The organism is Allobosea lupini (assembly GCF_900109525.1).
GTDB lineage: Bacteria > Pseudomonadota > Alphaproteobacteria > Rhizobiales > Beijerinckiaceae > Allobosea > Allobosea lupini.
The window spans coordinates 97,168-122,860 of sequence record NZ_FOAN01000006.1 but is presented as its reverse complement, the minus strand read 5'-3'; the positions used below and the strand labels follow the sequence as shown (position 1 = coordinate 122,860).

At 66.7% G+C, this 25,693-nt stretch carries 25 protein-coding genes and 1 tRNA gene; 14 read left to right on the top strand and 12 right to left on the bottom strand.

Annotated features, from left to right (window positions below; translation table 11 throughout):
- Positions 1-20: 20 nt before the first annotated feature.
- The 5 genes from BMZ21_RS18415 to BMZ21_RS18395 form a co-directional block, all read right to left on the bottom strand.
- The gene (locus BMZ21_RS18415; protein ID WP_208862317.1) at positions 21-1,361 is read right to left on the bottom strand and encodes a nucleotide sugar dehydrogenase; all 1,341 of its coding nucleotides are present in this window, start codon (positions 1,359-1,361) and stop codon (positions 21-23) included.
- A gap of 157 nt (positions 1,362-1,518) precedes the next feature.
- Positions 1,519-2,262, bottom strand: a complete 744-nt coding sequence (locus BMZ21_RS18410) for an FkbM family methyltransferase (protein ID WP_091837426.1) — start codon at positions 2,260-2,262, stop codon at positions 1,519-1,521.
- A 74-nt stretch (positions 2,263-2,336) separates the two neighbouring features.
- Positions 2,337-4,067, bottom strand: coding sequence for an L-arabinonate dehydratase (gene araD / locus BMZ21_RS18405; protein ID WP_091837424.1), 1,731 nt, complete (start codon positions 4,065-4,067; stop codon positions 2,337-2,339).
- Positions 4,068-4,237: 170 nt separating this feature from the next.
- Positions 4,238-5,152 (bottom strand): dihydrodipicolinate synthase family protein, encoded by a 915-nt coding sequence (locus tag BMZ21_RS18400; RefSeq protein WP_091837421.1) that lies wholly within the window; start codon positions 5,150-5,152, stop codon positions 4,238-4,240.
- Positions 5,145-5,849 (bottom strand): GntR family transcriptional regulator, encoded by a 705-nt coding sequence (locus tag BMZ21_RS18395; RefSeq protein WP_091837419.1) that lies wholly within the window; start codon positions 5,847-5,849, stop codon positions 5,145-5,147. The genes BMZ21_RS18400 and BMZ21_RS18395 overlap by 8 nt, the downstream gene beginning before the upstream one ends.
- Before the next feature lie 204 nt (positions 5,850-6,053).
- Here BMZ21_RS18395 and BMZ21_RS18390 point away from each other — a divergent pair, with 204 nt between their 5' ends.
- From BMZ21_RS18390 to BMZ21_RS18380, 3 genes are all read left to right on the top strand, one after another.
- Complete coding sequence (locus tag BMZ21_RS18390; protein ID WP_091838288.1) at positions 6,054-7,028, top strand: Bug family tripartite tricarboxylate transporter substrate binding protein; 975 nt, start codon at positions 6,054-6,056, stop codon at positions 7,026-7,028.
- A gap of 161 nt (positions 7,029-7,189) precedes the next feature.
- Positions 7,190-7,906 carry a ribonuclease activity regulator RraA gene (locus tag BMZ21_RS18385; RefSeq protein ID WP_199777417.1) on the top strand — a complete coding sequence of 239 codons (717 nt, stop codon included), beginning with the start codon at positions 7,190-7,192 and terminating at the stop codon, positions 7,904-7,906.
- 124 nt (positions 7,907-8,030) lie between these two features.
- Positions 8,031-9,125 carry an SMP-30/gluconolactonase/LRE family protein gene (locus BMZ21_RS18380; protein ID WP_425285450.1) on the top strand — a complete coding sequence of 365 codons (1,095 nt, stop codon included), beginning with the start codon at positions 8,031-8,033 and terminating at the stop codon, positions 9,123-9,125.
- A 14-nt stretch (positions 9,126-9,139) separates the two neighbouring features.
- Here BMZ21_RS18380 and BMZ21_RS18375 read toward each other — a convergent pair whose 3' ends face one another.
- Entirely contained in the window at positions 9,140-10,174 is a 1,035-nt protein-coding gene (locus BMZ21_RS18375) for an LLM class flavin-dependent oxidoreductase (protein WP_091837416.1), read from the bottom strand.
- A 246-nt stretch (positions 10,175-10,420) separates the two neighbouring features.
- On the opposite strand from BMZ21_RS18375, the gene BMZ21_RS18370 reads away from it, so the two are divergent.
- Complete coding sequence (locus BMZ21_RS18370) at positions 10,421-10,618, top strand: hypothetical protein (protein WP_091837413.1); 198 nt, start codon at positions 10,421-10,423, stop codon at positions 10,616-10,618.
- A 201-nt stretch (positions 10,619-10,819) separates the two neighbouring features.
- Here BMZ21_RS18370 and BMZ21_RS18365 read toward each other — a convergent pair whose 3' ends face one another.
- Positions 10,820-11,284 carry a hypothetical protein gene (locus BMZ21_RS18365; protein ID WP_091837410.1) on the bottom strand — a complete coding sequence of 155 codons (465 nt, stop codon included), beginning with the start codon at positions 11,282-11,284 and terminating at the stop codon, positions 10,820-10,822.
- Positions 11,285-11,504: 220 nt separating this feature from the next.
- Between BMZ21_RS18365 and BMZ21_RS18360 the strand changes: the two genes are divergently transcribed.
- From BMZ21_RS18360 to ccoS, 9 genes are all read left to right on the top strand, one after another.
- Positions 11,505-12,161 (top strand): helix-turn-helix domain-containing protein, encoded by a 657-nt coding sequence (locus BMZ21_RS18360; RefSeq protein WP_091837407.1) that lies wholly within the window; start codon positions 11,505-11,507, stop codon positions 12,159-12,161.
- A gap of 157 nt (positions 12,162-12,318) precedes the next feature.
- Positions 12,319-13,956, top strand: coding sequence for a cytochrome-c oxidase, cbb3-type subunit I (gene ccoN, locus BMZ21_RS18355; RefSeq protein WP_091837405.1), 1,638 nt, complete (start codon positions 12,319-12,321; stop codon positions 13,954-13,956).
- A 9-nt stretch (positions 13,957-13,965) separates the two neighbouring features.
- Complete coding sequence (gene ccoO / locus BMZ21_RS18350) at positions 13,966-14,730, top strand: cytochrome-c oxidase, cbb3-type subunit II (RefSeq protein WP_091837403.1); 765 nt, start codon at positions 13,966-13,968, stop codon at positions 14,728-14,730.
- An 8-nt stretch (positions 14,731-14,738) separates the two neighbouring features.
- Positions 14,739-14,894 carry a cbb3-type cytochrome c oxidase subunit 3 gene (locus tag BMZ21_RS18345; RefSeq protein ID WP_091837401.1) on the top strand — a complete coding sequence of 52 codons (156 nt, stop codon included), beginning with the start codon at positions 14,739-14,741 and terminating at the stop codon, positions 14,892-14,894.
- Positions 14,895-14,897: 3 nt separating this feature from the next.
- The gene (gene ccoP, locus BMZ21_RS18340; protein ID WP_091837398.1) at positions 14,898-15,782 is read left to right on the top strand and encodes a cytochrome-c oxidase, cbb3-type subunit III; all 885 of its coding nucleotides are present in this window, start codon (positions 14,898-14,900) and stop codon (positions 15,780-15,782) included.
- Position 15,783: 1 nt separating this feature from the next.
- Positions 15,784-17,238, top strand: coding sequence for a cytochrome c oxidase accessory protein CcoG (gene ccoG / locus BMZ21_RS18335; protein ID WP_244543900.1), 1,455 nt, complete (start codon positions 15,784-15,786; stop codon positions 17,236-17,238).
- Positions 17,235-17,777, top strand: a complete 543-nt coding sequence (locus BMZ21_RS18330) for a FixH family protein (RefSeq protein WP_091837394.1) — start codon at positions 17,235-17,237, stop codon at positions 17,775-17,777. The genes ccoG and BMZ21_RS18330 overlap by 4 nt, the downstream gene beginning before the upstream one ends.
- Position 17,778: 1 nt before the next feature.
- Positions 17,779-19,968, top strand: a complete 2,190-nt coding sequence (locus tag BMZ21_RS18325; protein WP_091837391.1) for a heavy metal translocating P-type ATPase — start codon at positions 17,779-17,781, stop codon at positions 19,966-19,968.
- Complete coding sequence (gene ccoS / locus BMZ21_RS18320) at positions 19,965-20,159, top strand: cbb3-type cytochrome oxidase assembly protein CcoS (protein WP_091837389.1); 195 nt, start codon at positions 19,965-19,967, stop codon at positions 20,157-20,159. The genes BMZ21_RS18325 and ccoS overlap by 4 nt, the downstream gene beginning before the upstream one ends.
- Here ccoS and BMZ21_RS18315 read toward each other — a convergent pair.
- The 3 genes from BMZ21_RS18315 to katG form a co-directional block, all read right to left on the bottom strand.
- A complete protein-coding gene (locus BMZ21_RS18315; RefSeq protein WP_091837386.1) occupies positions 20,128-20,472 on the bottom strand; it encodes a hypothetical protein in 345 nt (114 codons plus the stop codon). The genes ccoS and BMZ21_RS18315 overlap by 32 nt on opposite strands.
- A gap of 127 nt (positions 20,473-20,599) precedes the next feature.
- Positions 20,600-20,845, bottom strand: a complete 246-nt coding sequence (locus BMZ21_RS29970) for a hypothetical protein (protein ID WP_100961654.1) — start codon at positions 20,843-20,845, stop codon at positions 20,600-20,602.
- 293 nt (positions 20,846-21,138) lie between these two features.
- Positions 21,139-23,403: a catalase/peroxidase HPI gene (katG, locus tag BMZ21_RS18310; protein WP_091837384.1), complete on the bottom strand. Its 2,265-nt coding sequence runs from the start codon at positions 23,401-23,403 to the stop codon at positions 21,139-21,141.
- Positions 23,404-23,502: 99 nt separating this feature from the next.
- Here katG and BMZ21_RS18305 point away from each other — a divergent pair, with 99 nt between their 5' ends.
- Complete coding sequence (locus tag BMZ21_RS18305) at positions 23,503-24,438, top strand: hydrogen peroxide-inducible genes activator (RefSeq protein ID WP_091837381.1); 936 nt, start codon at positions 23,503-23,505, stop codon at positions 24,436-24,438.
- 40 nt (positions 24,439-24,478) lie between these two features.
- Here the strand turns inward: BMZ21_RS18305 and BMZ21_RS18300 are convergent, their stop codons facing one another.
- Positions 24,479-25,426, bottom strand: a complete 948-nt coding sequence (locus tag BMZ21_RS18300) for a lipid kinase (RefSeq protein ID WP_091837379.1) — start codon at positions 25,424-25,426, stop codon at positions 24,479-24,481.
- Between the two features lie 122 nt (positions 25,427-25,548).
- Positions 25,549-25,625 (bottom strand) — tRNA-Met (locus tag BMZ21_RS18295).
- Between the last annotated feature and the right edge of the window lie 68 nt (positions 25,626-25,693).

The window sequence follows — 25,693 nt, the reverse complement described above, 5'->3', positions numbered from 1 at the left end:
TCCTCGCCGGCAGCGCTTCCTCAGGCTTTGAAGACGTTGTCCGCCTCGATGCCGGCCCGTGTGCAGACATTGCGCGTATCGATCACCAGCTTCGAGCCGGCGACGATCGCCGCATAGTCGACGTCGTCATGGTCGGTGGCGATGAGCACGGCGTCGAAAGCGGCGAGCGAGGCGGCATCCACCGGCACGCTCCTGCGGCCTGCGAGCGTCGGATGCTCGCGGGTCGGCGGAAGCACCGGGACATGGGGGTCGTGGAAGGCGGTGCGGGCGCCGCGCTTCTCGATCAGCTCGATCAGCTTGAGCGAGGGGCTCTCGCGGGTATCCTCGACATTCTTCTTGTAGGCCAGGCCGAGGATCAGGATCGAGGCGTCGCTCAGATTCTTGCGGCCATGGACGTCGAGCAGGGTCGCGAGGCGATCGACGACCAGATAGGGCATGCGGGTGTTGATCTCGCCGGCGAGCTCGATGAAGCGGGTGGCGACGTCGTATTCGCGCGCCTTCCAGGTCAGGTAGAACGGGTCGATCGGGACGCAATGGCCGCCGAGCCCGGGGCCTGGATAGAACGGCATGAAGCCGAACGGCTTGGTCTTGGCCGCCTCGATCACCTCCCAGATGTCGATCCCCATGGCCGAGTAGACCGTCTTGAGCTCGTTGACGAGAGCGATGTTGACGGCGCGGAAGATGTTCTCGGTCAGCTTGACCGCCTCCGCGGTGGCCGTCGAGGAGACCGGCACGGTCCTGACGACGAGCGCTCCGTAGAGCGCCAGCGCCATCGCCTGTGCGTCGAGGCCGTCGCCGCCGACGACCTTCGGGATGTTGGACGTGCCGAAATCGGGGTTGCCGGGGTCCTCGCGCTCGGGCGAAAATGCGAGGAAGAAGTCCGCGCCGCTCTTCAGCCCGCTCGCCTTCTCCAGGATCGGGCGCATGACCTCGTCGGTCGTGCCGGGATAGGTGGTCGATTCCAGCACGACGAGCTGGCCGCGGCGCAGGCGCCGGCCGATCGCCTCCGTCGTCTTGACGACATAGGACAGATCCGGCTCGCGATGCCTGGTCAGCGGCGTCGGCACGGCGATCAAGAGCGCATCCGGCTCGCCCAGACGGTCGAAATCCGCGGTCGCAACAAACCGGTCGGCGGCCACAGCCTGCGCGATCGGCTCCATCGGGATGTGCTTGATCGCACTGCGGCCGGCATTGATGTCGTCGACGCGCCTGGCGTCGATGTCGAAGCCGACGACGCGAAAACCCTGCCGCAAGGTCGCGAGCGCGAGCGGAATGCCGACATAGCCGAGGCCGATGATTCCGACGACGAGCGAGCGGTTGTCGACGCGTTCAATGAATTGCTGGGCTGCTGGCGACGTCACGGTGCATCCTGAAATTGCGGCAGCATCGGCCAGCGGCCTATTTCTCGGCCGAGCTTCTTCCAGAGTTGCCAAACTGCGTCAACATCCGCCGAGGTCTTCGGGATGCGGTCCGGCCCGGTGTCCATCCGCTGTGGCAGGCATTTACCTGCCTTCGGCTTTAGTCTTTGAAAATGCTTTTGAAATGTCGGTTGATCGCGCAATGGTCGACGACGACGCCGCGATTCCGCTCGATCAGGAAAGCGGGGTGCCAGTACCAGTCGTCAAAGCCGACATTGAGGCGGTCGTAGCCGGCCTCGGCCAGCAGGATTCGCATCTCCTCGCGCCGAGGCTCGACGAAATTGTGCTCGATGGTGAAGAGCGCGATGCGGTGTCGGGCAAGATCGATGGTGCGCAGGATATCGAGCTCTGACCCTTCCGTGTCGAGCGAGACATAGTCGAAGCCGAACTCGGCGAAGTCGCCCATCGTTGCGATTGCGGCGAAACTGATCGTCTCGACCTGGATCAGCCCATGCGTCGCGGCGGCGCGTGCACGGTCGTCGGCATAGCGGTCATTGCCCGCGAATTCAGCCAGTGTCCCGATCTCCTGGGAGGGGATGAAGGACAGGATCTGGCCGGACTCGCGATAGACCGCCCGCTCCAGGCAGATCGCGCTGCGGCTTTCGCGCAAGCGGGCGAAGAGGGCGGGGTTCGGCTCGACGCAGACGCCCTTCCAGCCATGCTCGCTTTCGAGGACATAGCTGTTGCTGTGCAGGACGCCGTCGAAGGCGCCGATCTCGGCGAAACGGCCGTCGCGGCGGCCATTGCACATGGCGAAGACCCAGCGCTCCTGCTCGATCTGCGAGTTGGTCGGCATTTCATAGGCGATCGCGGGATCGAAACGCCCCGGTTCTGAACCCGCCATCGTCCGCCCCGTCGCCAGCCCGGCGAGACAGTAGAGCGCGGCGTCGCCGGCGTGAAGCCGCAGCAGCCTGCCGGTCAGTGGATTTCGGGTTCAGCCACCTTCGCGGTGCCGGCGAGATAGTCGAAATCGCAGCCCTTGTCGGCCTGCTGGATATGGGCCGCCGACATCTTGCCCCAGCCGCGCGGATAGTCGCGGTCGGGCGGCGACCAGCTCTTCAGGCGCTCGGCGATCTCGGCGTCGCTCAGGTTCACCGAGATGCTGCGCGCCTCGACATCGACGCTGATGATGTCGCCGGTCCTGACCGCCGCGAGCGGGCCCTTGATGTAGGCCTCGGGCGCGATGTGGAGGACGCAGGCGCCATAGCTGGTGCCGGACATGCGGGCGTCGGAGAGCCGGAGCATGTCGCGCACGCCCTGCTTCAACAGCTTCTTCGGGATCGGCAGCATGCCCCATTCCGGCATGCCGGGGCCGCCCACGGGCCCGCAGTTCTTCAGCACCATGACATGGTCGGCGGTGACGTCGAGGGTCTCGTCGTTCACCGCTTTCATCATCGCATCATAATCCTCGAAGACGAGGGCCGGGCCGGAGTGCCTGAGCAGGCGCTCCTCGGCCGCCGAGGGCTTGATGACGCACCCACCGGGGGCGAGATTGCCCTTGAGCACGGCGAGACCGTTGGCGGTCGAGACCGGTCGGTCGAGCGGGCGGATGACGTTGTCGTCATAGACCTTGGCGAGCGCGATCGTCTCGGAGATCGGCTTGCCGGTCACGGTCATGGCGCCGGTGTGGAGCTTGCTTTCGAGCTGCTTCAGCAGGGCAGGCAGCCCGCCGGCATAGAAAAAGTCCTCCATCAGGAAGTCGCCTGAGGGACGCAGGTTGGCGATCACCGGGACCTTGCGCGAGAAGGCGTCGAAATCATCGGGGGTCAGCGGCACGCCGGCACGGCCGGCCATGGCAACGAGATGGATGATGGCGTTGGTCGAGCCGGCGACCGCCATGTGGACGGTGAGCGCGTTCTCGAAGCTCTCGCGGGTCAGGATGCGGTCCGGCGTCAGGTCCTCCCAGACCATCTCGACGATGCGCTTGCCGGCGGCGGCGGCCATGCGCGGGTGGGCGGCGTCGGCGGCGGGGATGGCGGAGGCGCCGGGCAGGGTCAGGCCGAGCACCTCGGCATGGCTCATCATGGTCGCGGCGGTGCCCATCACCATGCAGGTGCCGTGCGAGCGGGCGATGCCGCTCTCCATGTCGCGCCAGTCGGCGTCGGAGATGTTGCCGGCTTCCTTCTCGGCCCAGTACTTCCAGACATCGGCGCCGGAGCCGAGCGTCTTGCCGGCCCAGTTGCCGCGCAGCATCGGCCCGGCCGGCACGAAGATGAAGGGCAGGCCGGCGCTGCAGGCTCCCATGATCAGCGCTGGCGTGGACTTGTCGCAGCCTCCGAGCAGCACCGCACCATCCAGAGGATGGGACCTTATCGATTCCTCCGCCTCCATCGCCAGGAAGTTGCGATAGAGCATGGTCGTCGGCTTCTGGTACTGCTCGGAGGCCGACATCACGGGGATCTCGACCGGGAAGCCGCCGGCCGCCCAGACCGCGCGCTTCACCGCCTCGGCGCGGTCGCGCAGATGGGTGTGGCAGGGATTGATCTCGGACCAGGTGTTGAGGATGCCGATCACCGGCTTGCCCATGAACTCGTCATGGTTGAGGCCCATCTGCAGCGCCCGCGAGCGATGCCCGAAGGAGCGCAGGTCGCTGGCGCCGAACCAGCGCTTCGAGCGCAGCGTGTCGGGCGTCTTGCGGGGATGGGACATCGGCGTTTCCTCGGTATGTTCTTTGTCAATTCAACGTCTTGTCATTCCGGGGCGGCCCGCAGGGGCGAACCCGGAACCACGGCTGGGTGAAACGGTTTCCGCTCGATGAGGGGCTCACCCGGTTGTGGGTTCCGGGCTCATCGCTGCGCGATGCCCCGGAATGACAGAGGTCATTCCGCCGCTGCGCGCTGGCTGCCCCAGCTTCCGACGATCTTGCGCAGTTCGGCGCGCTCGCTGTCGTTCAGCTCCGGCAGGCCGGGCAGGCGCACCGGCCCGACATTGGTGCCGAGCAGGCCGAGCGCCTCCTTGACCACGGTGACGTTGGCGCCGTTGCCGTATTTGGTCCGCAGCGTCTCGAAACCGGCGATCTCGTCGACGAGATGGCGGGCGCGGTCGTAATCGTTGTTCTCCAGCGCCTGCCAGATCGCCAGCGAGCGCTCCGGCGCGACATTGACCAGGCCGGAGGTGAAGCCGCGGGCGCCGAGCGCGTGGAAGGCCGCGGCCCAGCCTTCGGCGAGGCCGCAAATCCAGTTGGCGCTCGAGCCTTGCGTGGCGCGGACGCATTCGGCGAGCAGCATCATGTTCGACGAGGCGAACTTGACCCCGGCGACATTGGGATGCGTCGCGACGCGGGCGAGGTCCTTCACGCCGATCGCGTCCGAACGGATATAGGCGACCAGCGGGATATCAAGCGCCTCGGCGATGGCGAGGATGTAGTCGGCCTGGCTCTGCGGCGCGGCGAAGGGATCGAGCGGGTGATGCACCATCACCGCGTCGCAGCCGGCCCTGGCGGCGAGCTTGCCGGTGGCGATCGCCTCGCGCAGCGACCGGCCGATGCCGGCGGTGACCAGCGCCTTGCCGGCAGCGGCTTCGGCGGCGACGGCATGGCTGCGCACCACCTCGTCCGTGGTCATGGGGTAGAACTCGCCGGTATTGCCGGCCGAGACGATGTTGTGGATGCCGGCCTGTGCGATGCGCGCGACGATCTTGCCGGTCAGCGTCCAGTCGGCCTCGCCATCGCCCTTCCAGGCGGTGACGTGCACGCCGGAAATGCCGCGCAGCGCGCTGCGAACCCTGTCACTCATCGTAATCCAATCCTTCCGCATCGGCGCCGAAGACCTGGCGCACATGGCTCTTGGCGGAGCGCACGATATGGCTGCGCATGCGCTGCTCGGCCCTTGCCGGCTCGTGCGCGCGCAGTGCCTCGAAGATGCCGCGATGCTCCTCGAAGCCGCGGGCGCGCTCGCTGGGCTCGCCGAGCAGGGCGATGCGCTGGGCGTGGTCGTACATGCGCTGGCCGTCGAGCCGGCGCTCGAGATAGCCGCAACCCGAGATGCGATGGATCATGCCGTGATAGGCCTCGTTCAGATTGACGAGGTCTTCCAGGTCGCCGTGCTCGGTGGCATGGGCCATCTCGTCGATCAGGCGAGCCATCGCGGCGATCTCGCCGGCGTCGATCCGGTTGGCTGCGATATGGGTCATGACGCTTTCGAGCGCGGCGCGGCCGAGCGCCATCTCCAGCGCCTGGCGGGCGGAGAACTCGACGAAGACGCCGCGGCGGGCTTCCGTGCGAACGAGGCCCTCGCTCTCCAGCATGCGGATCGCGTCCTTCACCGGCGTGGTGGAGACCCCCAGCATGTCGGCGAGACTGCGCTCGTTCAGGCGCTCGCCATTGCGGAAGCGCCCGGCGACGATCGCCCGGCGCAGGCGCTCGTGCACATGCTCGCGCAGCGAGCGCAGCAGATGCGGCGAGACGGGTTCGATGGCGAGCGCGTTCGACATTCCAATTCCTCTGGCGTGGCCGAGCGCGATTCTGCTCGCGCTCGGCCCGTCGCCATTGCCTCACCAGACATCACAAAGCGCAAGCGACATCAAGTCTGAAATTTCAGATTTCAAATCTGGAATTGCGTGCTATGGAGTCGAGCAAGACGGCCGCAAGACGCCGGAACGGCACGGTCGGATGAGACAATGACCAGGGAGGATTGGATGACATCGATCACACGCCGCGGCCTGCTCGCCGGAGCCGGTGCCATGCTGGCCGCGCCGGCTTTGGCACAGAGCGGCTATCCGGGAAGCAGGGTCGTCACCATCGTGGTGCCGTTCGCCGCCGGTGGCACGACCGACCTGCTCGGCCGCATCCTGGCCGATCGGCTGAGCGCGCGCCTCGGCGGCAAGTTCATCGTCGAGAACCGGGCCGGGGCCGGCGGCAACACCGGCGCGGCCGCAGTCGCGAAGGCCGATCCGGACGGCTACATGCTGACCATGGGCACGGTCTCCAGCCATGCCATCAACCCGGCCGTCTACTCGAAGATGCCCTATGACCACATCAAGGATTTCGCGCCGATCTCGCAGGTGGCGAGCGTGCCGAACATCCTGATGGTCAATCTCGATCTTCCGGCCAAGACGGTGCCGGAGCTGATCGAGCTCCTGAAGAAGAATCCGGGCAAATATTCCTTCGGCTCCTCGGGTGCCGGCACCTCGACCCATATGGCGGCCGAATTGTTCAAGGTCGCGACCGGGACCGACATGGCTCATGTGCCCTACCGATCGAGCGGGCAGGTGACGCAGGACCTGCTCTCCGGCCAGATCCAGTTGACCTTCGACAACATCACCATCGCCTGGCCGCATGTCGAGGCCGGCAAGATCCGGGCTCTGGCGACGGCGACGCCGAAGCGCCTCGCGGTCGCGCCGGACCTGCCGGCCCTATCCGAGTTCATTCCGGGCTACGATGCCAGCTCCTGGCACGGCTTCTTCGCGCCGTCGAAGGTGCCGCCGGAGATCGTCGCCAGGCTCTCGGCCGAGACGCAGGCGATCATGCGCGAGCCGGCGGTGATCGAGCAGCTCAAGAAGCTCGGCGTCGATCCGGTCGGATCGACCCAGGCCGAGTTCACCGCCCACATCGCCAGCGAAACCAAGCGCTGGGCGGAGGTGGCGCAGAAGGCCAATGTGAAGATCGAATAACGTTGCCCCCGTTCGTTCCATCGTCATCCCGGGCGACCGAAGGGCGACCCGGGATCCATGCCGGAACGGTTCAGGAATGGATCCCGGATCGGCGCGGCTTCGCCGCCTGTCCGGGATGACCCGCTCTGGAATGGTCCGCGTAAACTGAAAGCAGCCGACAAATGACTGAAGCCCTGACCCCCGAAAGCCGCGAAAAGCTGAAGCGCGTCTCGACCGCGACCCTGACCACGGCGCTGTTCAAGCGCGGTCTGCGCAACCAGTTCATCCAGGATGTGCGCCCGCTTTCAGCCAACGCGCCACGCATGGTCGGTGAGGCCTTTACGCTGCGCTACATCCCGGCGCGGGAGGACCTCGACCATCTCAGCGTGTTCGAGGGGACCCAGCATCCGCAGCGCGTCGCGGTCGAGACCTGCCCGCCCGGCCATGTCATGGTGATCGACAGCCGCAAGGATGCGCGCGCGGCGTCTGCCGGCTGCATCCTGGTGACGCGGCTGATGCAGCGGGGCGCCGCCGGCATCGTCACGGATGGCGGCTTCCGCGACAGCCCCGATATCGCGGCGCTGGGCTTTGCCGCCTATCACAGCCGGCCGAGCGCGCCGACGAACCTGATCCACCACCACGCGCTCGACATCAACGCGCCGATCGGCTGCGGCGATGTACCCGTCTACCCCGGCGACATCGTCGTCGGCGACGGCGAGGGCGTTTGCGTGATCCCGGCCCATCTCGCCAACGAGGTCGCGACCGAGGCCTATGAGCAGACGGCCTATGAGGATTTCGTCGAGATGAAGGTGCGGGAAGGGCGCGGCATCTTCGGGCTCTATCCGGCCAATGCCGAGACCAAGGCCGAGTTCGCCAGATGGCGGCCGGACTGGAAGTGATCCGAGAGCGCTCCCGTCGCTGAGGCGGCGGCGCAAGATTCGTCGAACGGCGGTTGAGAACGGACGCAGCCAATGCGGCGTCCGAAGGAACAGCCATGACAACAAGAGCACAGGGGGAAATGCGATGATCGACATGTTTCGCCGTCACCTGCTCAAGGGCGGGCTCGCCGCTGCGGCCGGCTCGGTGCTGGCAGCGCCTGCTTTGGCGCAGGCCTTCCCGTTCAAGCCGAACCAGCGCTATCCCGACCCGGCCGTCGAGATTCTCGACCCGAGCTTCGCCAAGTACCGGATCTATTCGAGCACCATCGAGCAGCTCGGCAGCGGCATGCGCTGGGCCGAGGGGCCGGTCTATTTCCCGGAAGGGCGCTATCTCCTTGTCAGCGACATCCCGAACAACCGGATCATGAAGTACGACGAGGTGAAGAACAGCTTCTCCGTCTTCCGCGAGAACGCCAACTACGCCAATGGCAATGCCCGCGACCGGCAGGGACGACTGGTGACCTGCGAGCATTCGGTGACGCGGCGCATCACCCGCACCGAGAAGAACGGCCGCATCACGGTTCTCGCCGACAAGTTCGAGGGCAAGCGGCTGAACGCGCCGAATGATGTCGTCGTCAGGTCGGACGACACGATCTGGTTCACCGACCCGCTCTTCGGCATCAACGGCGAATGGGAGGGATCGCGCGCCAAGCCGGAACAGGCGACGACGAATGTCTATCGGCTCGCGCCGGACGGCAAGCTGACGGCGGTGATCACCGATCTGGTCAATCCGAACGGGCTCGCCTTCTCGCCCGACGAGAAGAAGCTCTATGTCGTCGAGTGGCGCGGCACGCCGAACCGCAGCATCTGGAGCTACGATGTCGACGCCGACGGCAGGGTCTCGAACAAGGTCAAACTGGTCGACGCTGCCGATTTCGGCGCCCTCGACGGCTTCCGCGTCGATCGCGACGGCAATCTCTGGTGCGGCTATGGCAGCAATGGCGCGCTCAACGCCGAGCCGAGCGATGTCGGAGGACGAAAGGTCTTCACGCTGAGAGGCAAGCCGGAGGATCTCGACGGCGTGATGGTGTTCAGCCCGGCCGGCAAGCCGCTCGCCTTCATCCGCCTGCCGGAGCGCTGTGCCAATCTCTGCTTTGGCGGGCCGAAGGGCAACCGGCTCTATATGGCGAGCTCGCACTCGCTCTACGCGCTCTATGTCGAGGCGCATGGCGCCGCGTGATGCCTCGATGCGCTTCAGGCCGCGAGCAACTCCCGCACCATCGGGATGACCTCGCGGCCGTAGAGCTCGATGCAGCGCAGCAGCTTGTCCTGCGACAGGGGGCCGGCGCTGATCTTCAGCTGGAAGCGCTGCAGGCCGAGCGCCTTCACCGTCGCGGCGATCTTGCGGGCGACGGTTCGGGCTGAGCCGAGATAGAGCGCTCCGCCCGAAACCTCGCGCTCGAACTCCGCGCGCGACAGCGGACCCCATCCGCGCTCGGCGCCGATGCGGTCGCGCATCGCCTTGAAGGCGGGGAAGAACTCTTCGGCCGCCTGCTCATCGGTCTCGGCGACATAGCCGGGCGAGTGCACGCCGATCGGTCGTTCGGCCTGGCCGAGCCGTCCCATCGCGTCGCGGTAGAGCTGGGCGTAAGGCGCGAAGCGCTGGGCCGGGCCGCCGATGATGGCGAGCATCAATGGCAGGTCGTAGCGTGCCGCCCGGACCACCGATTCCGGACTGCCGCCGACGCCTATCCAGGTCGTCAGCTCGCCGGCCTCGATCGGCGGGAAGACCTGCTGGTCGCGGAGCGGCGGGCGCAAGGATCCTTCCCAGGTGATCTTCTTCTTGCGGATCAGCTCTACGAAGAGGTCGAGCTTCTCCTCGAACAGCACCTCGTATTGCTTGAGGTCGAAGCCGAAGAGCGGGAAGGATTCGGTGAAGGAGCCGCGGCCGAGGATGACCTCGGCGCGCCCGTTCGACAGCGCGTCGACCGTCGAGAAGCGCTGGAAGACGCGGATCGGATCGTCCGAGCTCAGCACTGTGACGGCCGAGCCGAGACGGATGCGGCTGGTGCGGGTCGCAATGCCGGCAAGCACGGTCTCCGGGGAGGAGACCGCGAAATCGGAGCGGTGATGCTCGCCGATGCCGAAGAAGTCGATGCCGATCTCGTCGGCGAGCACGGCCTGCTCGACGAGGTCGCGGATCACCTGCGCATGCGGGAGCAGGGCCCCGTCCGGGCCGGCGGTGACGTCGCCGAAGGTGTCGAGACCGAGCTGGAGAGAGGCGGGCATGGGCTGTGAGTCCAGGGCTGGGCATGCCGGATTGCCGGCGTCCGCGCCATCTGGCGCCGGCAATGTCGCGGTTCAAGATGCGCCGGTGCCGAGGGGTCTATGCGAATTCGCCAAAATCGGTACCATCAGGAACAATAATATCGACCTGACCCCCCATTTGGGTGTGGCGGGTTGCGGGTGATTGTGTTGCTTCGGCAGACGCCGACGACACGGTTCTCGCGCGAATGCAAAGGGAGGATGAGGTTCATGGACGGCGAGGCTGTGGCCGAGAGCGATCGCTCGATCGTCGGCAATCCGATGCTGCTGCCGTTCTATGATCTGTCCTTCGAGGAAATCGAGCTGCTATGCCGGGTGACGGCGGTGCAGCGAGAGGGCAGCACGGACGTCGTCGACGGCGCCTGGTTCGCGAACTTCATGGGCGCACGGAAGGAGCCAACCCGATAAGCGAGGCGATTCTAGTAGCGCTCGCCATGGTCGCCATTGCGGTGGGCGCATGGTGGGCGACGACCCGGTGGCGGCTTTAGACGCGGCCACCGCTCGATCATATCCGGCGAAGCCACTTCGCCGGCTGTGCCTCAGCTTTCTGTTTTGCGCAGTTCCGGACGCGAAACCGCTGCACACTTTCGCTGCAACGGCTTTGGACGATCACGCCGCCGGCTCGAGCCTGGCGCGGCCGAGGACCATGACGCGGTCGATCTGGAACCCGCAGCGCTGCAGGGCGTCGTGATCCTGCGGCCAGGCCGCCGAGCGCTCCAGCGAGATCGCGATGCGCGGCAGGTCGAGCTGCGCGGCGAGTTGATTGGCGAAGCGCAGCAATGCATCGACGAGGCAGGTTCCGGGTAGCCGCATCATCGCGATCTCGGAAATCTCCAGCGTCGTGCCGCCCGTGATCCTCCGCGCGATGCGAAAGCCGAACAAGGCATGCGGCATGCCGCGCGCGTCGCGCAGGGCGAAGACGCCGGAAGGCTGCGCGCCGTCCTGCGAATGGTCACGCACAAAGGCGGCCCAGCCATCCGGCGTGAGCTCGGGATGCAGCAGGGTGACGAGCCCGTAGACCGTGTCGGCGCTATCAGGCTGGATGCGCGCGACTTCGAAGATGTCATCGCCCATCACGTGCGGCTCTCCCGAGTTTCCAGGCAGCAACCTCGTTGCGCAGGGCCTGTTGCCGCATTGATCTGGATCAAATCCGAAGCCCTGCGGCGGCGCGCGCGCTTTGTCGGCTTTCGCGCATGCGGTAAGCTCCGCGCATGAGCAGGAAGGTGCGATCGTGAACTGTCAGCCCTCGGCGTGCAGCGCCGCCGCCCATGGCGAGAGCGGATGCCGCAATTGCATGGTCCGCCTGGTCAGCGTCTGCGCCTCGCTGACGGATGACGAGCTCGCCTTGCTGGAGCAGCTGGCGATGCCGACGCATTTTGCCTCCGGCGACACGCTGTTCTCGCAAGGGGCCGACGCGCACTGTGTCTACAACGTCACGGGCGGCGTCGTCCGGCTCTACAAGCTTTTGTCCGACGGCCGCCGTCAGGTCGTCGGCTTCGCGCTGCCGGGTGATTTCCTCGGACTTGCCATGCGCGACGCCTATGGCTTCTCCGCCGATGCGATCGGCGACGTCGCGGTCTGCTCCTTCTCGCGCGGCGCCTATACGGCGCTGGTCGACGCCAAGCCGCATCTGCTCAAGCGTCTGCACGAGTTCGCGACGCATGAGCTGACGCTCGCCCATGAGCAGATGATGCTGCTCGGCCGCCGTACCGCAGAGGAGAAGCTGATCTGCTTCCTGCTCGGCATGCAGCAGCGCTGGGCAAGGCTCGGCAAGCCCTCGGTGACGGTGCCGCTGCCGATGACGCGGCAGGACATCGCCGATTTTCTCGGCCTGACGATCGAGACGGTCAGCCGCACCTTCACCCGCCTGGCCAAGGAGAAGACGATCCTGATCGTGCCCGGCGGCGTGCGCGTGATGAACCCCGAACGGATGCTCGCCGTCGCGGCGTGAGCTGCGCCTTCGCGCCGCAGTCCGTCCCGTCCTGCCCTTGACCTGGATCAAAGCCCCCCGCCCAGCCGGCCGCTAAGCCTCACGCGGAGGGCGCATCCCAGCGCCCGCGACGAAGCGGGAGTCAGCGGTGACGGCGACGACGAGCCCTGTCCGGGCAATGACGGTCGGCGAGATGATCGGGATGCTGATCGCGGGCGCCAGCGTGCTGCCGCTGATCCTGATCGCCGCACTGACCGAAAACTCCGGCTACGCCTTCCACGCCATGCTCGGTGCGGCTGCGGCCGCGGCCAGCATGATCTTGATCGGCAATCGCTGCTTCGACGGCTCGCCGGCGATCGCGCCCCAGGAGATCGACGGCAAGCCCAACTACAATATGGGGCCGGTCAAGTTCGCGACCGTCGCGGCGATGGTCTGGGGCATCGCCGGATTTGCCATCGGGCTGATCATCGCGCTGCAGCTTGCCTTCCCGGTGCTGAATTTCGACCTGCCCTGGACCAATTTCGGCCGGCTGCGGCCGCTGCACACCTCGGCGGTGATCTTCGCCTTCGGCGGCAACGTCCTGATCGGCACCTCGTTCTATGTCGTCCAGCGCACCTGCCGGGCCCGGCTCGCGGGCGATCTCTCGCCCTGGTTCGTCGTGCTCGGCTACAACCTCTTCATCGTCATCGCCGGCACCGGCTACCTGCTCGGGATCACCCAGGGCAAGGAATACGGCGAGCCGGAATGGTATGCCGATCTCTGGCTGACCCTGGTCTGGGTCGCCTATCTCCTGGTCTTCCTGTTCACGCTGAAGAAGCGCACCGAGCCACACATCTATGTGGCGAACTGGTTCTATCTCGGCTTCATCGTGACCATCGCGGTCCTGCATATCGGCAACAATGTCGCGGTTCCGGTCTCGATCCTGTCGCCGAAATCCTACGGGCTGTGGTCGGGCGTGCAGGATGCGATGTTCCAGTGGTGGTACGGCCACAACGCGGTCGGCTTCTTCCTGACCGCCGGCTTTCTCGCGATCATGTATTATTTCGTGCCCAAGCGGGCCGAGCGGCCGATCTATAGCTACCGGCTCTCGATCATCCACTTCTGGGCCCTGATCTTCATCTACATCTGGGCCGGCCCGCACCATCTCCACTACACCGCGCTGCCCGACTGGGCGCAGACGCTCGGCATGACCTTCTCGATCATGCTGTGGATGCCCTCCTGGGGCGGCATGATCAACGGCATCATGACCCTGTCTGGCGCCTGGGACCGGCTGCGCACCGATCCCGTGCTGCGGATGATGGTGGTCTCGCTCGCCTTCTACGGCATGTCGACCTTCGAGGGGCCGCTGATGTCGATCAAGGCGGTGAACGGGCTCTCGCACTATACCGACTGGACCATCGGCCACGTCCATTCCGGCGCGCTCGGCTGGGTCGCCTACATCTCCTTCGGCGCGATCTACTGCCTCGTGCCCTGGCTGTGGAACCGCAAGGGGCTCTACTCGCTCAGGCTGGTGAGCTGGCACTTCTGGGTCTCGACCCTCGGCATCGTCTTCTACATCACGGCAATGTGGGTCTCCGGGATCCTGCAGGGCCTGATGTGGCGGGCCTACACCTCGCTCGGCTTCCTCGAATATTCGTTCATCGAGACCGTCGCGGCCATGCACCCGTTCTACGTGATCCGGGCGCTGGGCGGCGCGCTCTTCCTGAGCGGCGCACTGATCATGGCCTTCAATCTCTGGATGACCGTGCGCTCGGAGGAAGCCTCCGAGATGCCGGAAGCCTTGGCGCTGCCGCCGCGCCAGCTCGCCACCGCCTGAGGAGTCGTCATGACGAGCATCGACCACAAGGCGCCGCGGCGTTCGCTCTGGGCCAAGCACAAGATCTTCGAGACGAATTCGATCATCCTGGTCATCGGCGTCCTGCTGGTGATCTCGATCGGCGGACTCGTCGAGATCGCGCCGCTCTTCTACCTCCGCAACACGATCGAGACGGTGCAGGGCGTGCGGCCCTATACGCCGCTCGAACTCGCCGGCCGCGGCATCTATGTGCGCGAGGGCTGCTACAACTGCCACAGCCAGATGATCCGGCCGCTGCGCGACGAGGTCGAGCGCTACGGGCATTATTCGCTCGCGGCCGAGAGCCTATACGACAAGCCGTTCCAATGGGGCTCGAAGCGGACCGGGCCGGACCTCGCCCGCGTCGGCGGCAAGTATTCCGACGAATGGCAACGGGCGCATCTTTCGGAGCCGCGCGCGATCGTGCCGCAGTCGATCATGCCGGGCTATCCCTTCCTGGAGAAGACCGAGCTGAACGTCGGAGACATCGCCGACGAATTGCGCGCCAATCGCGCCGGCGGCGTGCCCTATAGCGACGAGATGATCGCACAGGCGCAGAACGACCTGAAGGCGCAGGCGACGCCCGACCATCCCGGCCAGGCCGATCTGGAGAAGCGCTATCCCAAGGCGCAGTCGCGCGATTTCGACGGCAATCCGCAGCGCATTACCGAAGCCGACGCCCTGATCGCCTATCTGCAGGCGCTCGGCACGATGGTCGACTTCAAGCTCTACGACGACAAAGCCAACATCCGCTGAGCCAACCCATGCAAACCACCTATCACTGGCTCGCCGGCTTCGCCCAATCCGCCGGGCTCCTCTACTTCGTCGCCGTCTTTCTCGGGGTCTGTGTCTACGCCTTCTGGCCGAAGAACCGCGCCCGTTTCGAAGAAGCCGCGCTCAACCCGCTGCGCGAGGACTGACCGATGGACCAGAAGCACGAGGATCCGCATGTCGATGCCGCCACAGGCATGCCGACGACCGGCCATGAATGGGACGGCATCCGCGAGCTCAACACGCCGCTGCCGCGCTGGTGGCTCGGCATCTTCTACGCCACCATCGTCTGGTCCATCGGCTACTGGATCGTCTATCCGGCCTGGCCGCTTTTGACCGACACGACCAAAGGCGTGATCGGCTACGCCAGCCGTATCGACATCGGCGCGGACATGGCCAGGCTCAAGGCGCAGCGCGCGGCGCAGGCCGCCGGCATGACGGACGCCACGCCTGCGCAGATCAAGGCCGATCCGACACTGTTCCAGATCGCGATGGCGCAGGGCAAGGCCGCCTTCGGCGACAATTGCGCGGCGTGCCATGGTGTCGGCGGCGCCGGCGCCAGGGGCTATCCCAACCTCAACGACGACGACTGGCTCTGGGGCGGCTCGCTCCCGGCGATCCAGCAGACGATTCGCCATGGCATTCGCGTTGCCGGCGACAACGACACCCGCGTCAGCCAGATGCCCGCCTTCGGGCGCGACGGCGTGCTGAAGCGCGAGGAGATTCTTGCCGTCGCCAGCCATGTCCGCGAGCTTGCCGGCCTGTCGACCGAGCCGAAGGCGGACCTCAAGCTCGGGCGCAAGGTCTTCGCCGACAATTGCGCTGCCTGCCATGGCGCTACGGGCAAAGGCAATCAGGAGCTGGGTGCGCCCAACCTCACCGACGCGATCAGCCTCTACGGCATGGACATGGCCTCGCTGACCGAGACCATCGCCAACAGCCGAAACGGGGTGATGCCGGCCTGGGCCGGACGTCTCGACGAGACCACGATCAAGGCGCTGACCGTCTATGTCCACTCGCTGGGGGGAGGGCAGTAGCGTGAGCACCGCCGAGGCCGACCAGGACGACATTCCGCTCTTTGCGGCGTCGCGGAAGGTCTATCCGCAGAGCGTGGCGGGCCCGTTCCGGCGCGCGAAGTGGCTGATCCTCTTCCTGTGCCTGGGCATCTACTACCTGCTGCCCTTCCTGCGCTGGGATCGCGGCCCGTATCTCCCCAACCAGGCGGTCCTGGCCGACATCGCCAACAACCGCTTCTACTTCTTCTTCATCGAGATCTGGCCGCAGGAGGTCTACTATTTCACCGGCCTCCTGATCCTGGCCGCCTTCGTCCTCTTCCTGATGAATGCGGTCGCCGGACGGGTCTGGTGCGGCTATCTCTGCCCGCAGACGGTCTGGACGGACCTCTTCCTTTCGGTGGAGCGCTTTTTCGAGGGCGACCGGCGCGAGCGCATGCGCCGCGACGCCGAGCCCTGGGGCTTCGACACACTCTGGCGCAAGGGCGCCAAGCACGCGGTCTGGTTGGTCATCGCCTGGTGGACCGGCGGCGCCTGGGTGCTCTACTTCGCGGATGCGCCGACTTTGGTGCGCGAGCTTGCGACCTTCACCGCGCCGCTTTCGGCCTATGTCTGGATCGCGATCCTGACCTTCACCACCTACACGCTCGCCGGGATCATGCGCGAGCAGGTCTGCAAGTATATGTGCCCGTGGCCGCGCATCCAGGCGGCCCTGACCGACGACGAAGCGCTCAACGTCACCTATCGCTACGACCGCGGCGAGCCGCGTGTCTCGGTGAAGCAGGCGGCAAGGCTCAGGGCGCAGGGCGCGCCTGCCGGCGACTGCGTCGATTGCTTCCAATGCGTCGCGGTCTGCCCGACCGGGATCGACATTCGCGACGGCGCCCAGGTCGACTGCATCCAGTGCGGCCTGTGCATCGACGCCTGCGACACCGTGATGACCAAGATCGGCCGACCGACCCGGCTGATCGCCTATGATACCGACGGCAATGTCCAGCGCCGCCTGGCCGGGCTTGCCGCGATTTACCGACCGGTGCGCCTGCGCACCCTGATCTATCTGGCGCTGATCGCGATCGTCGGCGGTGCCATGCTCTGGCAGCTTGCGACCCGCAGCACCGCCGGCATCTCGGTGCTGCATGAGCGCACGCCGCTGTTCGTCACCCTGAGCGACGGGGCGATCCGCAACGCCTATGCGGTGCGCCTGCTCAACAAGCGTCCGGAGCATCGGCCCTTCGCCCTGACCGTCTCCGGCCTGCCCGGCGTCAGGATCGAGGCGGTCGGAGCCTCGCCGAGTGCCGATCTTCGGCCAGTCGTCACCGTCGATCCCGATTCCTCGCGCGAGGTGCGCGTGCTCGTCACCGTCCCGGCCGGCGTGCCGCTCGCGGCCTCGCAGGTGATCACCATCACCGCTTCCGATCTCTTTGCCGGCGAGACGGTGCGAGCCGACGACCATTTCATGGCGCCGGAGACCCATCGATGAGCTGCTGCGGAGTCATCATCATGCCCTATGAGAATCCGGCTCCGGCTGCACCGCGCCAACCTTTCCAGCTGACCGGCGGCATGGTCGCTGCCATGCTGATCCTGTTCTTCGGCGTTATCGTCTCGGTCAATGCGACCATCCTGACGATGGCGCTGCGGACCATGCCGGGCGTCGAGACCCGCAGCGCCTATGAGGCGAGCCAGCGCTTCAACGAGGAGATCGCCCGCCAGCACGAGCGCGATGCGCGCGGCTGGTCCGCCTCCACGACGCTGGCCCGGCAGGCCGACGGCGCGACGCTCGCCGTCACCCTGGCCGATCGCAGCGGCGGGCCGCTCGCCGGGCTCGCCACCAGCGCTCGTCTGCGTCACCCAGCGACCTCAGCTCGCGACCATGACCTTTCGCTGAGCGAGAGCCGGCCGGGGCGCTACGAGGCCCGCTTCGAGACGATCGAGGCCGGCTCCTGGATCCTCGAGCTACAGGTCAGGCGCGGCGAGGAGGTCGTCTTCGTCTCGCGCAGCCGCGTCACTCTGGAGCGCTGAGATGGCGGCGCAGGACCTCTCCGTCTTCGTGCGCCATCGCGACGATGGTATCGCCAGCATGGAGCTGGCGGTCGACGGGATACGCTGCGCCGGCTGCATGCAGGCGATCGAGGGCGGGCTCGCCCGCGAGCCCGCCATTTTGGGCGCACGCGTCAACCTGGCGCTGAAGCGCGTCTCGGTTGAATGGCGCGAGGCGCTGCTGCGTCCGGAGGCGGTGGTCGAGAAGCTCGCCGCGCTCGGCTTCAAGGCCTATCCCTTCACGCCGGAGCGCCAGGAGGCGGGAGCCGCGAGCGAGGAGCGCTATCTCCTACGCGCGCTCGGCGTCGCCGGCTTCGCCTCGATGAACATCATGCTGCTCTCGGTCGCGGTCTGGTCTGGCAATGCGGGCGATATCGACCCGACGACGCGCGACTTCTTCCACTGGCTCTCCGCCCTGATCGCGCTACCGACCGCGGCCTATGCCGGCCGGCCCTTTTTCGAGAGCGCGCTGAGGGCGCTGAAGGCCGGCGCCGTCAACATGGACGTGCCGATCACCATCGGCGTCGTCCTCGCGCTGGTCATGTCGGTCGCCGAGACCTGGAACCATGGCCGCCACGCCTATTTCGACGGCGTGGTGATGCTACTCTTCTTCCTTTTGATCGGGCGTTATCTCGACCAATTGATGCGGCGGCGCACCCGCGATCTCGCCGGAAATCTCGCCGCGCTCAAGGCCGAGACCGCGACGAGGCTCGCCGCCGACGGCAGCACGACGGTGATGCCGATCGCCGCGATCGCACCGGGCGATCTCGTGCTGGTGCGGCCGGGCGAGCGGGTCTCCGTAGACGGCATCGTCGAGACCGGCTGGTCCGAACTCGACCAGAGCCTCGTCACCGGCGAGACCGCACCGGTCGCCATCGGGCAGGGCGAGCGCGTCCATGCCGGCACGCTGAACCTCACCGGCACTCTGACCGTGCGGGTCAAGGCGGCCGGGCAGGGCACTCTGCTCGACGAGATCGACCGGCTGATGGAGCAGGCGGTCGGCAACCGCTCGCGCTATGTCCGCCTCTCCGACCGCGCCGCGCGGCTCTATGCCCCGGTGGTGCACACGCTGGCGGCCTCGACCTTCCTCGGCTGGCTGGCCTTCGGCCTGTCCTGGCCGGAAGCGCTGATGATCGCCGTCACCGTGCTGATCATCACCTGCCCCTGCGCGCTCGGCCTTGCCATCCCGGCCGTGCAGGTCGTCGCGGCCTCCGCCCTGTTCAGGCGCAAGATCATGCTGAAGCAGGGCGATGCGCTGGAGCGCCTGGCCGAGGCCGATATCGCCGTCTTCGACAAGACCGGCACGCTGACCCTGCCGGAGCCGGAGATCCTCAATCCCGAGGCGCTGCCGGCCGAGCGGCGAGCCGAGATCGGCGCGCTCGCGGCGGCGAGCGGGCATCCGCTGGCGCAGGCACTCGCAAGGGCGCTCGGTGTTTCGCGTGCGGCGGAGGATGTGCACGAGGAAAAGGGGCAAGGTCTTTGCGTGGGGCAGGGCGGCAATGAGCGGCGTCTCGGCAGCGTCGCCTTCTGCGGCGCGCAGGCAGAGGCGGCCATGGTCGCGGCGCTGCATCCCGGCGCCTCGCTGATCGCCTATCGCCGTGGCACCTTCCGCACCGTGCTGGCGCTCGGGCAGGCGCTGCGCCCGCAGGCGCGCGAGACCATCGCGGCTCTGCGCAAGGCCGGGCTTCAGGTCGCGATCCTCTCCGGCGACCGCTTCGAGGCGGTGGCGCCGATCGCCGCCGAACTCTGCGTCACCGAGCTGCATGCCGGCTTGCTGCCGGGCGACAAGCTCGCTTTGCTCGAAAAGATGGCGGCTGATGGCCATAAGGTGCTGATGGTCGGCGACGGGCTCAACGACGCGCCGGCGCTGGCGGGCGCGCATGTCTCGCTCTCGCCGGTCAGCGCCACGCATCTGGCGCAGGCGGCCGCCGCCATCGTCTTCCTCGGCGAGAGCCTGGCGCCGGTCGCTGCGGCGCTGGGAATCGCCCGCAAGGCGCGCGGGTTGATGCTGCAGAACCTCTGGTTCGCCGTGCTCTACAATGCGGTCGCGGTGCCGATTGCCATCGCCGGGCTGGCGACGCCGCTGGTCGCCGCCGTCGCCATGTCCGGCTCCTCGCTGGTGGTGACGCTGAATGCGTTGCGCGCCCGTGCAGCGGGGGAGGCGCAGTCATGAACATCATCGTGATTCTGTTCCCGCTGGCGCTCGGCCTCGGGCTTCTAGGCCTCGGTGCCTTCTTCTGGTGCATGCGCAGCGGCCAGTACGCCGATCTCGACGGCGCGGCCTGGCGGGTGCTGCAGGATGACGATGCGCAGGCAGGGCCGCGAGGTGGTGTCAGCGGCAGCGCCGGAAACGCTTCGGGCTGAAATCGAAGCCGCGCTGGCGGATGAAGGAGAGCGTGTCGCCATCGACACGGACGGTGAAGAAGACCCGCATGGGCCGGCCTTCGCCATGACATTCCCCGGCGATTTCGTAGACGTCCCGCCGGCGCTCGGCGCGCAGCGTTCGGCAACTCGCCTCGAATGTCGAGAAGTCAAGCTCCTTGGCGTCGAGGCCGATCACCGTGTCGTCGGCGCTGCAGCCCGGCGCGCCCCAGCGCCCGATCCATTCGGTCGCCTGCGCCGGCAGTACGGTGATCGCAAATCCGGCGAAGGCGGCAATCCCTGCGATATGGTTCATGCTCGCGACTCCTATCATGACCCATGGTCATGATAGGGCGGATGCCGCCGCCGCGACATAGACCCTGCCCTGGTGCGGTTGGGTCACACGGGGGAGCGCCCCGGCCCTTATGGCCGGGGCGATGTCGTCAGTAATAGACGGTCCGGCAAACGCGCACGCGACGGCCGTAGCGGTTGCGTCGGACCGAGCAGACCGTCCGGCGACGGCGCGGACGGCGCCAGTACTGGCTGAACTCGGCGGGAGCCGCGTCGAGCCGGGCCGCGTTCTCCGGTGCAAGCGAGGCGGCGGCGACCGGCGCGCTCGCTAGGCTCACACCCGCGGCGCTCGCGGCGAGTCCACCACACAGCGTGGCGATGAATGAACGTCGGTTCATGGTTTCTCTCCTTGGTGTCGCCCTTCGTAGAGCTGACCACAGGAAACATGAACGAATTGTGAAGCTATGGCTCGCTCGCTATAACAGGCGACTGCGCTGTATTCGGTGATGAAGAGCGAGCTTATCGATACTGGCAGGCGTCTGGGTCGATCTACTGTTTCGAGAGATCTTATGAATTCTGTTCTTGAATCTCTTCTCCACTTACATTGAGGAACGTGCCGCGCACTTTGCGGGCGCGGCCACCTTTTTGCGCCCGGCGTGGCGATCACGCCGGGCGGCCGGTTTCCTCGGCGTCAGGCGACGTCGAAACGGTCGAGGTTCATCACCTTGGTCCAGGCGGCGACGAAGTCCTTGACGAACTTCTCCTTGGCGTCGGCGCTGGCATAGACCTCGGCGAGGGCGCGCAGGATCGAGTTCGAGCCGAAGACGAGATCGGCGCGGGTGCCGGTCCATTTGACGGCGCCGGTCTTGCGATCGGTGCCCTCGAACACGTCCTTGGCCTCGGAGGTCGCCTGCCACTGCGTGCCCATGTCGAGCAGGTTGACGAAGAAGTCGTTCGTCAGCACGCCCGGCCGCTCGGTCAGGATGCCGTGCTTGGAACCGTCCGCGTTGATGTCGATGGCGCGCAGGCCGCCGATCAGCACGGTCAGCTCGGGGGCGGTCAGCGTCAGCAGCTGGGCCCGGTCGATCAGCGCCGCCTCGGCCGGTACCCTGACGCCCGGCTTCCGGTAGTTGCGGAAGCCGTCCAGCGCCGGCTCCATCACCGCGAAGGAGTGGACGTCGGTCTGCTCCTGCCTGGCGTCGGTGCGGCCCGGGGTGAACGGCACGCTCACGTCATGGCCGGCGGCCTTGGCCGCCTGCTCGACGCCGACATTGCCGGCCAGCACGATCAGGTCCGCCAGCGAGACCTTCTGGTCGCCGTCAGCTTCCTTGTTGAACTGGCGGCGGATGCCGTCGAGAACATCGATCACCCTGGCGAGCTGGGCCGGGCGGTTGACCTCCCAGTCCTTCTGGGGGGCGAGGCGGACGCGCGCACCATTGGCGCCGCCGCGCTTGTCGCCGCCACGGAAGGTCGCGGCCGAGGCCCAGGCGGTGCCGACCAGCTCGGAGACGGTAAGGCCCGACGCCTTGATCTTGTCCTTGAGCGCGGTGACGTCGGCCTCGCTGACAAGCGGGTGGTCGGCCGCCGGCACCACGTCCTGCCAGATCAACTCTTCCTTCGGCACTTCCGGGCCGAGATAGCGCGAGCGCGGGCCGAGATCGCGATGGGTCAGCTTGAACCAGGCGCGGGCGAAGGCCTCGGCGAAGGCCTGCGGATTCTCGAGGAAGCGGCGCGAGATCTTCTCATAGGCCGGGTCGACCCGCAGCGAGATGTCGGTCGTCAGCATGGTCGGCTTGCGCTTCTTCGAGCGGTCATGCGCGTCCGGAATGATCGCCTCGGCGTTCTTGGCGACCCATTGATGCGCGCCGGCCGGCGACTTCTCCAGCTCCCATTCGAAGCCGAAGAGGTTCTCGAAGAAGAAGTTGCTCCACTGTGCCGGCGTCTGGGTCCAGGTGACCTCGAGACCGCTGGTGATGGTGTCGCCGCCCTTGCCGGAGCCGAAGCCGTTGTGCCAGCCGAGGCCCTGCGCTTCGAGGCCGTTGGCCTCGGGATCGACGCCGACATTGTCGGTGGGGCCGGCGCCGTGGGTCTTGCCGAAGGTGTGGCCGCCGGCGATCAGCGCGACGGTCTCCTCGTCGTCCATCGCCATGCGGGCGAAGGTGTCGCGGATGTCCCTGGCGGCGAGCAGCGGGTCGGGATTGCCGTCGGGCCCTTCGGGATTGACGTAGATCAGGCCCATCTGTGTCGCGGCGAGCGGGCTTTCGAGATTGCGCGAATGCACTTTGCCGTCGGCGTCGTCATCGGCGACGAGGACGGCCTCGCCGGCAGGCTTCTCGACGCCTTCCGAACCATGGGCGTAGCGCAGGTCGCCGCCGAGCCAGGTGGTCTCGCGGCCCCAGTAGACATCCTGGTCCGGCTCCCAGGTGTCGGCGCGGCCGGCAGCGAAGCCAAAGGTGCGGAAGCCCATCGTCTCCAGCGCGACATTGCCGGTCAGGATCATCAGGTCGGCCCAGGAGATCGCCTGGCCGTATTTCTGCTTGATCGGCCAGAGCAGGCGGCGCGCCTTGTCGAGGCTGACATTGTCCGGCCAGCTGTTGAGCGGCGCGAAGCGCTGCTGGCCGCGACCACCGCCGCCACGCCCGTCGGCGAGGCGATAGGTGCCGGCGCTATGCCAGGCCATGCGGATGAACAGCGGGCCGTAATGGCCGAAATCGGCGGGCCACCAATCCTGCGAGTCGGTCATCAGCTTGCGCAGGTCGTTCTTCAGCGCTGCGTAGTCGAGCTTGGCGAAAGCTTCGCGATAGTCGAAGGCCTGGCCGAGCGGATCCGACTTGGCCGAATGCTGGCTCAGCAGCTCGACGGGCAGCCGGTTCGGCCACCAGTCGCGGTTCTGCCGGGCGCCCCCGCCATGGGCGACGGGGCATTTTCCCGTGCTGTCCTCAGTCTTCGCGTTCATGTCTCTCTCCGAAGCTCGGCTGGGTTCCGGGGTGGGTCTTAGCAGGGCCATTTCATTATTTTAATTCCGATTTTCTGATCGCGACGATAAGCTGGGATTATGACAAACCTGACCTTCAAGCAGCTGCGCTATTTCGAGGCGCTGGCGCGGCACGGCCATTTCGGCCGCGCGGCCGAGGCCTGCGCGATCTCGCAGCCGGCCTTGTCACAGCAGATCAAGGCGTTGGAGGAGGAACTGGGCGGCGGGCTGTTCGAACGCGACAGGCGCCAGGTCCGGCTGACGCGCTTCGGCGAGGAGATCGCGGCGCGGGCCAGGGACGTGCTGCGCTCGCTCGACGAGCTCGAAGGCTATGCGCACACCTCGCGAGACGGGCAAGTCACGCGCCTGCGCATCGGCGTGATCCCGACGGTTGCGCCCTATCTACTGCCCGGCCTGATCAGCGATCTCACCCGCCTGCATGGCGAGCTCGACCTCAATGTGCGCGAGACGCTGACGCCGAAGCTGGTGCAGGAGCTGAGCGAGGGGCGGCTGGACATGGCGATCGTCGCCCTGCCGGTGTCGGAGCCGTCGCTGACCGAGGTCGCGCTGTTCACCGAGCGCTTCGTCTTGGTGCGGCCGCGTTCGGACGAGGGCAAGCCGGCCCCGGACCGCGAGGCGCTGCGCGAGATGCGGCTGCTGCTGCTGGAGGAGGGGCATTGCTTCCGCGACCAGGCGCTGTCGTTCTGCAGCACCAAGCCGCGGACGGTGCAGTCGCGCGACCTGCTCGACGCCAGCTCCCTCTCGACGCTGGTGCAGATGGTCGATGCCGGGCTCGGCGTCACGCTGATCCCGGAAATGGCGGTGGCGGTCGAGACGCGCTCGGCCTGCGTCGCGATCACGCATTTCAGGGCGCCGGAGCCGTCCAGGACGATCGGCATGGTCTGGCGCAAGACCAGCCCGCTGGCGAAGCAGCTGTCGCAGATCGCGGAGGTGGTGCGGCAATCGGCCGGCGCGCTGCGGCAAGCCGATGGGACACGCGCCACAGAGGCTGGCTGACGCCGGCCTCGATCGTGGCCATGCCTGTTTTACCGTGGGGTCAGCGGTGATACAGCGCCGGCCGAGCGATGTCCGAACGCTCATGCGCGCCTGGCGCAAAGATCGAAACGGCCTTCGGATGAACTTTGAAACGCGCTGGCGTGGCGGTGACGATTTCGCCATCGGTGTTCACCGGCATCGGCTTCCTCGTCTCGATATCGAACTCGACGCATTTCGCCGTGCGGACCTCGCGCCATGCACCGTGAGTTCCCGACCGGAACGAACGCAGCATCAGCGCCAGTTTCCAGAGATTCGTCATCTCCAGGCTGTAGAGATCGAGATGCCCGTCATCGATCTCGGCATTCTCCTCGACCACGTTGCCGCCGCCATAGTGCCGGCCGTTGCCCACGGCGATCTGGTAGGTCTCGACGTCGGTCGTCTGCCCCTTCTCCGTGATCTTGGCCTTGAAACGCGATGCGCCTGTCATGACCTTCATGGCGGCCACGGCGTAGCCCAGTCTCCCGAACCGCTTCTTCAGCACCGGGTCGAGGCTTTGCGCCAGCTCGCTGCTCAACCCGATGCTGGCGACGTTGAAGAAGGCGTAGCCGTTGACCGTACCGACGTCGACCTGGCGTATCTCGCCGCGAGCGATGATGTCTGCCGCGCCGACGAGATCCATCGGTATGTCGAGCGTGCGCGCCAGGTCATTTGCCGTTCCCATCGGGATGATGCCGAGCGGCAGGCCGCTTTCCATCGCTGCGAGCGCAGCCGACGACACGGAGCCGTCGCCGCCGCAAACGATGACGAGATCCGCCCTGTGGCGCAGGCGCACGATGTCGCGCGCGATTTCCGGTAGGGCTTCGAAGGTTTCGACGGTGACGTCGAGCCCGCCATCCTTCAGGCGATCGAGAAGGGGGTCGATCGACTCCTGGCCGCGGCGCGCCTTTGGATTGCGCAGCAGCAGGGCCCGTTTCGGTCGGCTCGTGAGATTGTCTGATATCGGGGACATCCCGACGCAGTTGGGGACGGCAACCTCGATTTCAACCGGGCAGAGTGTCGAGCTGGTGCACTCGTCGAACGAACCTGATCGGAGGCGACCACTTCCCGACCAGAAAGCCTCGGGGGGCAAGATGGTAGCGGGAGAGGGACTCGAACCCCCGACACGCGGATTATGATTCCGCTGCTCTAACCAGCTGAGCTACCCCGCCCCGATGGCGACGCGCCGTGAACGGCGGTCAATCGCGACGGCGCGGATATAGGGGGCGGGGGGCGCCGG

Excerpts from the sequence above, each read along its gene's own strand:
- BMZ21_RS18410 (WP_091837426.1), bottom strand. The coding sequence starts at position 2,262 with ATGGCGGGTTCAGAACCGGGGCGTTTCGATCCCGCGATCGCCTATGAA.
- araD (WP_091837424.1), bottom strand. The coding sequence starts at position 4,067 with ATGTCCCATCCCCGCAAGACGCCCGACACGCTGCGCTCGAAGCGCTGG.
- BMZ21_RS18400 (WP_091837421.1), bottom strand. The coding sequence starts at position 5,152 with ATGAGTGACAGGGTTCGCAGCGCGCTGCGCGGCATTTCCGGCGTGCAC.
- BMZ21_RS18395 (WP_091837419.1), bottom strand. The coding sequence starts at position 5,849 with ATGTCGAACGCGCTCGCCATCGAACCCGTCTCGCCGCATCTGCTGCGC.
- BMZ21_RS18390 (WP_091838288.1), top strand. The coding sequence starts at position 6,054 with ATGACATCGATCACACGCCGCGGCCTGCTCGCCGGAGCCGGTGCCATG.
- BMZ21_RS18385 (WP_199777417.1), top strand. The coding sequence starts at position 7,190 with ATGACTGAAGCCCTGACCCCCGAAAGCCGCGAAAAGCTGAAGCGCGTC.
- BMZ21_RS18380 (WP_425285450.1), top strand. The coding sequence starts at position 8,031 with ATGATCGACATGTTTCGCCGTCACCTGCTCAAGGGCGGGCTCGCCGCT.
- BMZ21_RS18375 (WP_091837416.1), bottom strand. The coding sequence starts at position 10,174 with ATGCCCGCCTCTCTCCAGCTCGGTCTCGACACCTTCGGCGACGTCACC.
- BMZ21_RS18370 (WP_091837413.1), top strand. The coding sequence starts at position 10,421 with ATGGACGGCGAGGCTGTGGCCGAGAGCGATCGCTCGATCGTCGGCAAT.
- BMZ21_RS18365 (WP_091837410.1), bottom strand. The coding sequence starts at position 11,284 with ATGGGCGATGACATCTTCGAAGTCGCGCGCATCCAGCCTGATAGCGCC.
- BMZ21_RS18360 (WP_091837407.1), top strand. The coding sequence starts at position 11,505 with ATGGTCCGCCTGGTCAGCGTCTGCGCCTCGCTGACGGATGACGAGCTC.
- ccoN (WP_091837405.1), top strand. The coding sequence starts at position 12,319 with ATGACGGTCGGCGAGATGATCGGGATGCTGATCGCGGGCGCCAGCGTG.
- ccoO (WP_091837403.1), top strand. The coding sequence starts at position 13,966 with ATGACGAGCATCGACCACAAGGCGCCGCGGCGTTCGCTCTGGGCCAAG.
- BMZ21_RS18345 (WP_091837401.1), top strand. The coding sequence starts at position 14,739 with ATGCAAACCACCTATCACTGGCTCGCCGGCTTCGCCCAATCCGCCGGG.
- ccoP (WP_091837398.1), top strand. The coding sequence starts at position 14,898 with ATGGACCAGAAGCACGAGGATCCGCATGTCGATGCCGCCACAGGCATG.
- BMZ21_RS18330 (WP_091837394.1), top strand. The coding sequence starts at position 17,235 with ATGAGCTGCTGCGGAGTCATCATCATGCCCTATGAGAATCCGGCTCCG.
- BMZ21_RS18325 (WP_091837391.1), top strand. The coding sequence starts at position 17,779 with ATGGCGGCGCAGGACCTCTCCGTCTTCGTGCGCCATCGCGACGATGGT.
- ccoS (WP_091837389.1), top strand. The coding sequence starts at position 19,965 with ATGAACATCATCGTGATTCTGTTCCCGCTGGCGCTCGGCCTCGGGCTT.
- BMZ21_RS18315 (WP_091837386.1), bottom strand. The coding sequence starts at position 20,472 with ATGAACCATATCGCAGGGATTGCCGCCTTCGCCGGATTTGCGATCACC.
- BMZ21_RS29970 (WP_100961654.1), bottom strand. The coding sequence starts at position 20,845 with ATGAACCGACGTTCATTCATCGCCACGCTGTGTGGTGGACTCGCCGCG.
- katG (WP_091837384.1), bottom strand. The coding sequence starts at position 23,403 with ATGAACGCGAAGACTGAGGACAGCACGGGAAAATGCCCCGTCGCCCAT.
- BMZ21_RS18305 (WP_091837381.1), top strand. The coding sequence starts at position 23,503 with ATGACAAACCTGACCTTCAAGCAGCTGCGCTATTTCGAGGCGCTGGCG.
- BMZ21_RS18300 (WP_091837379.1), bottom strand. The coding sequence starts at position 25,426 with ATGTCCCCGATATCAGACAATCTCACGAGCCGACCGAAACGGGCCCTG.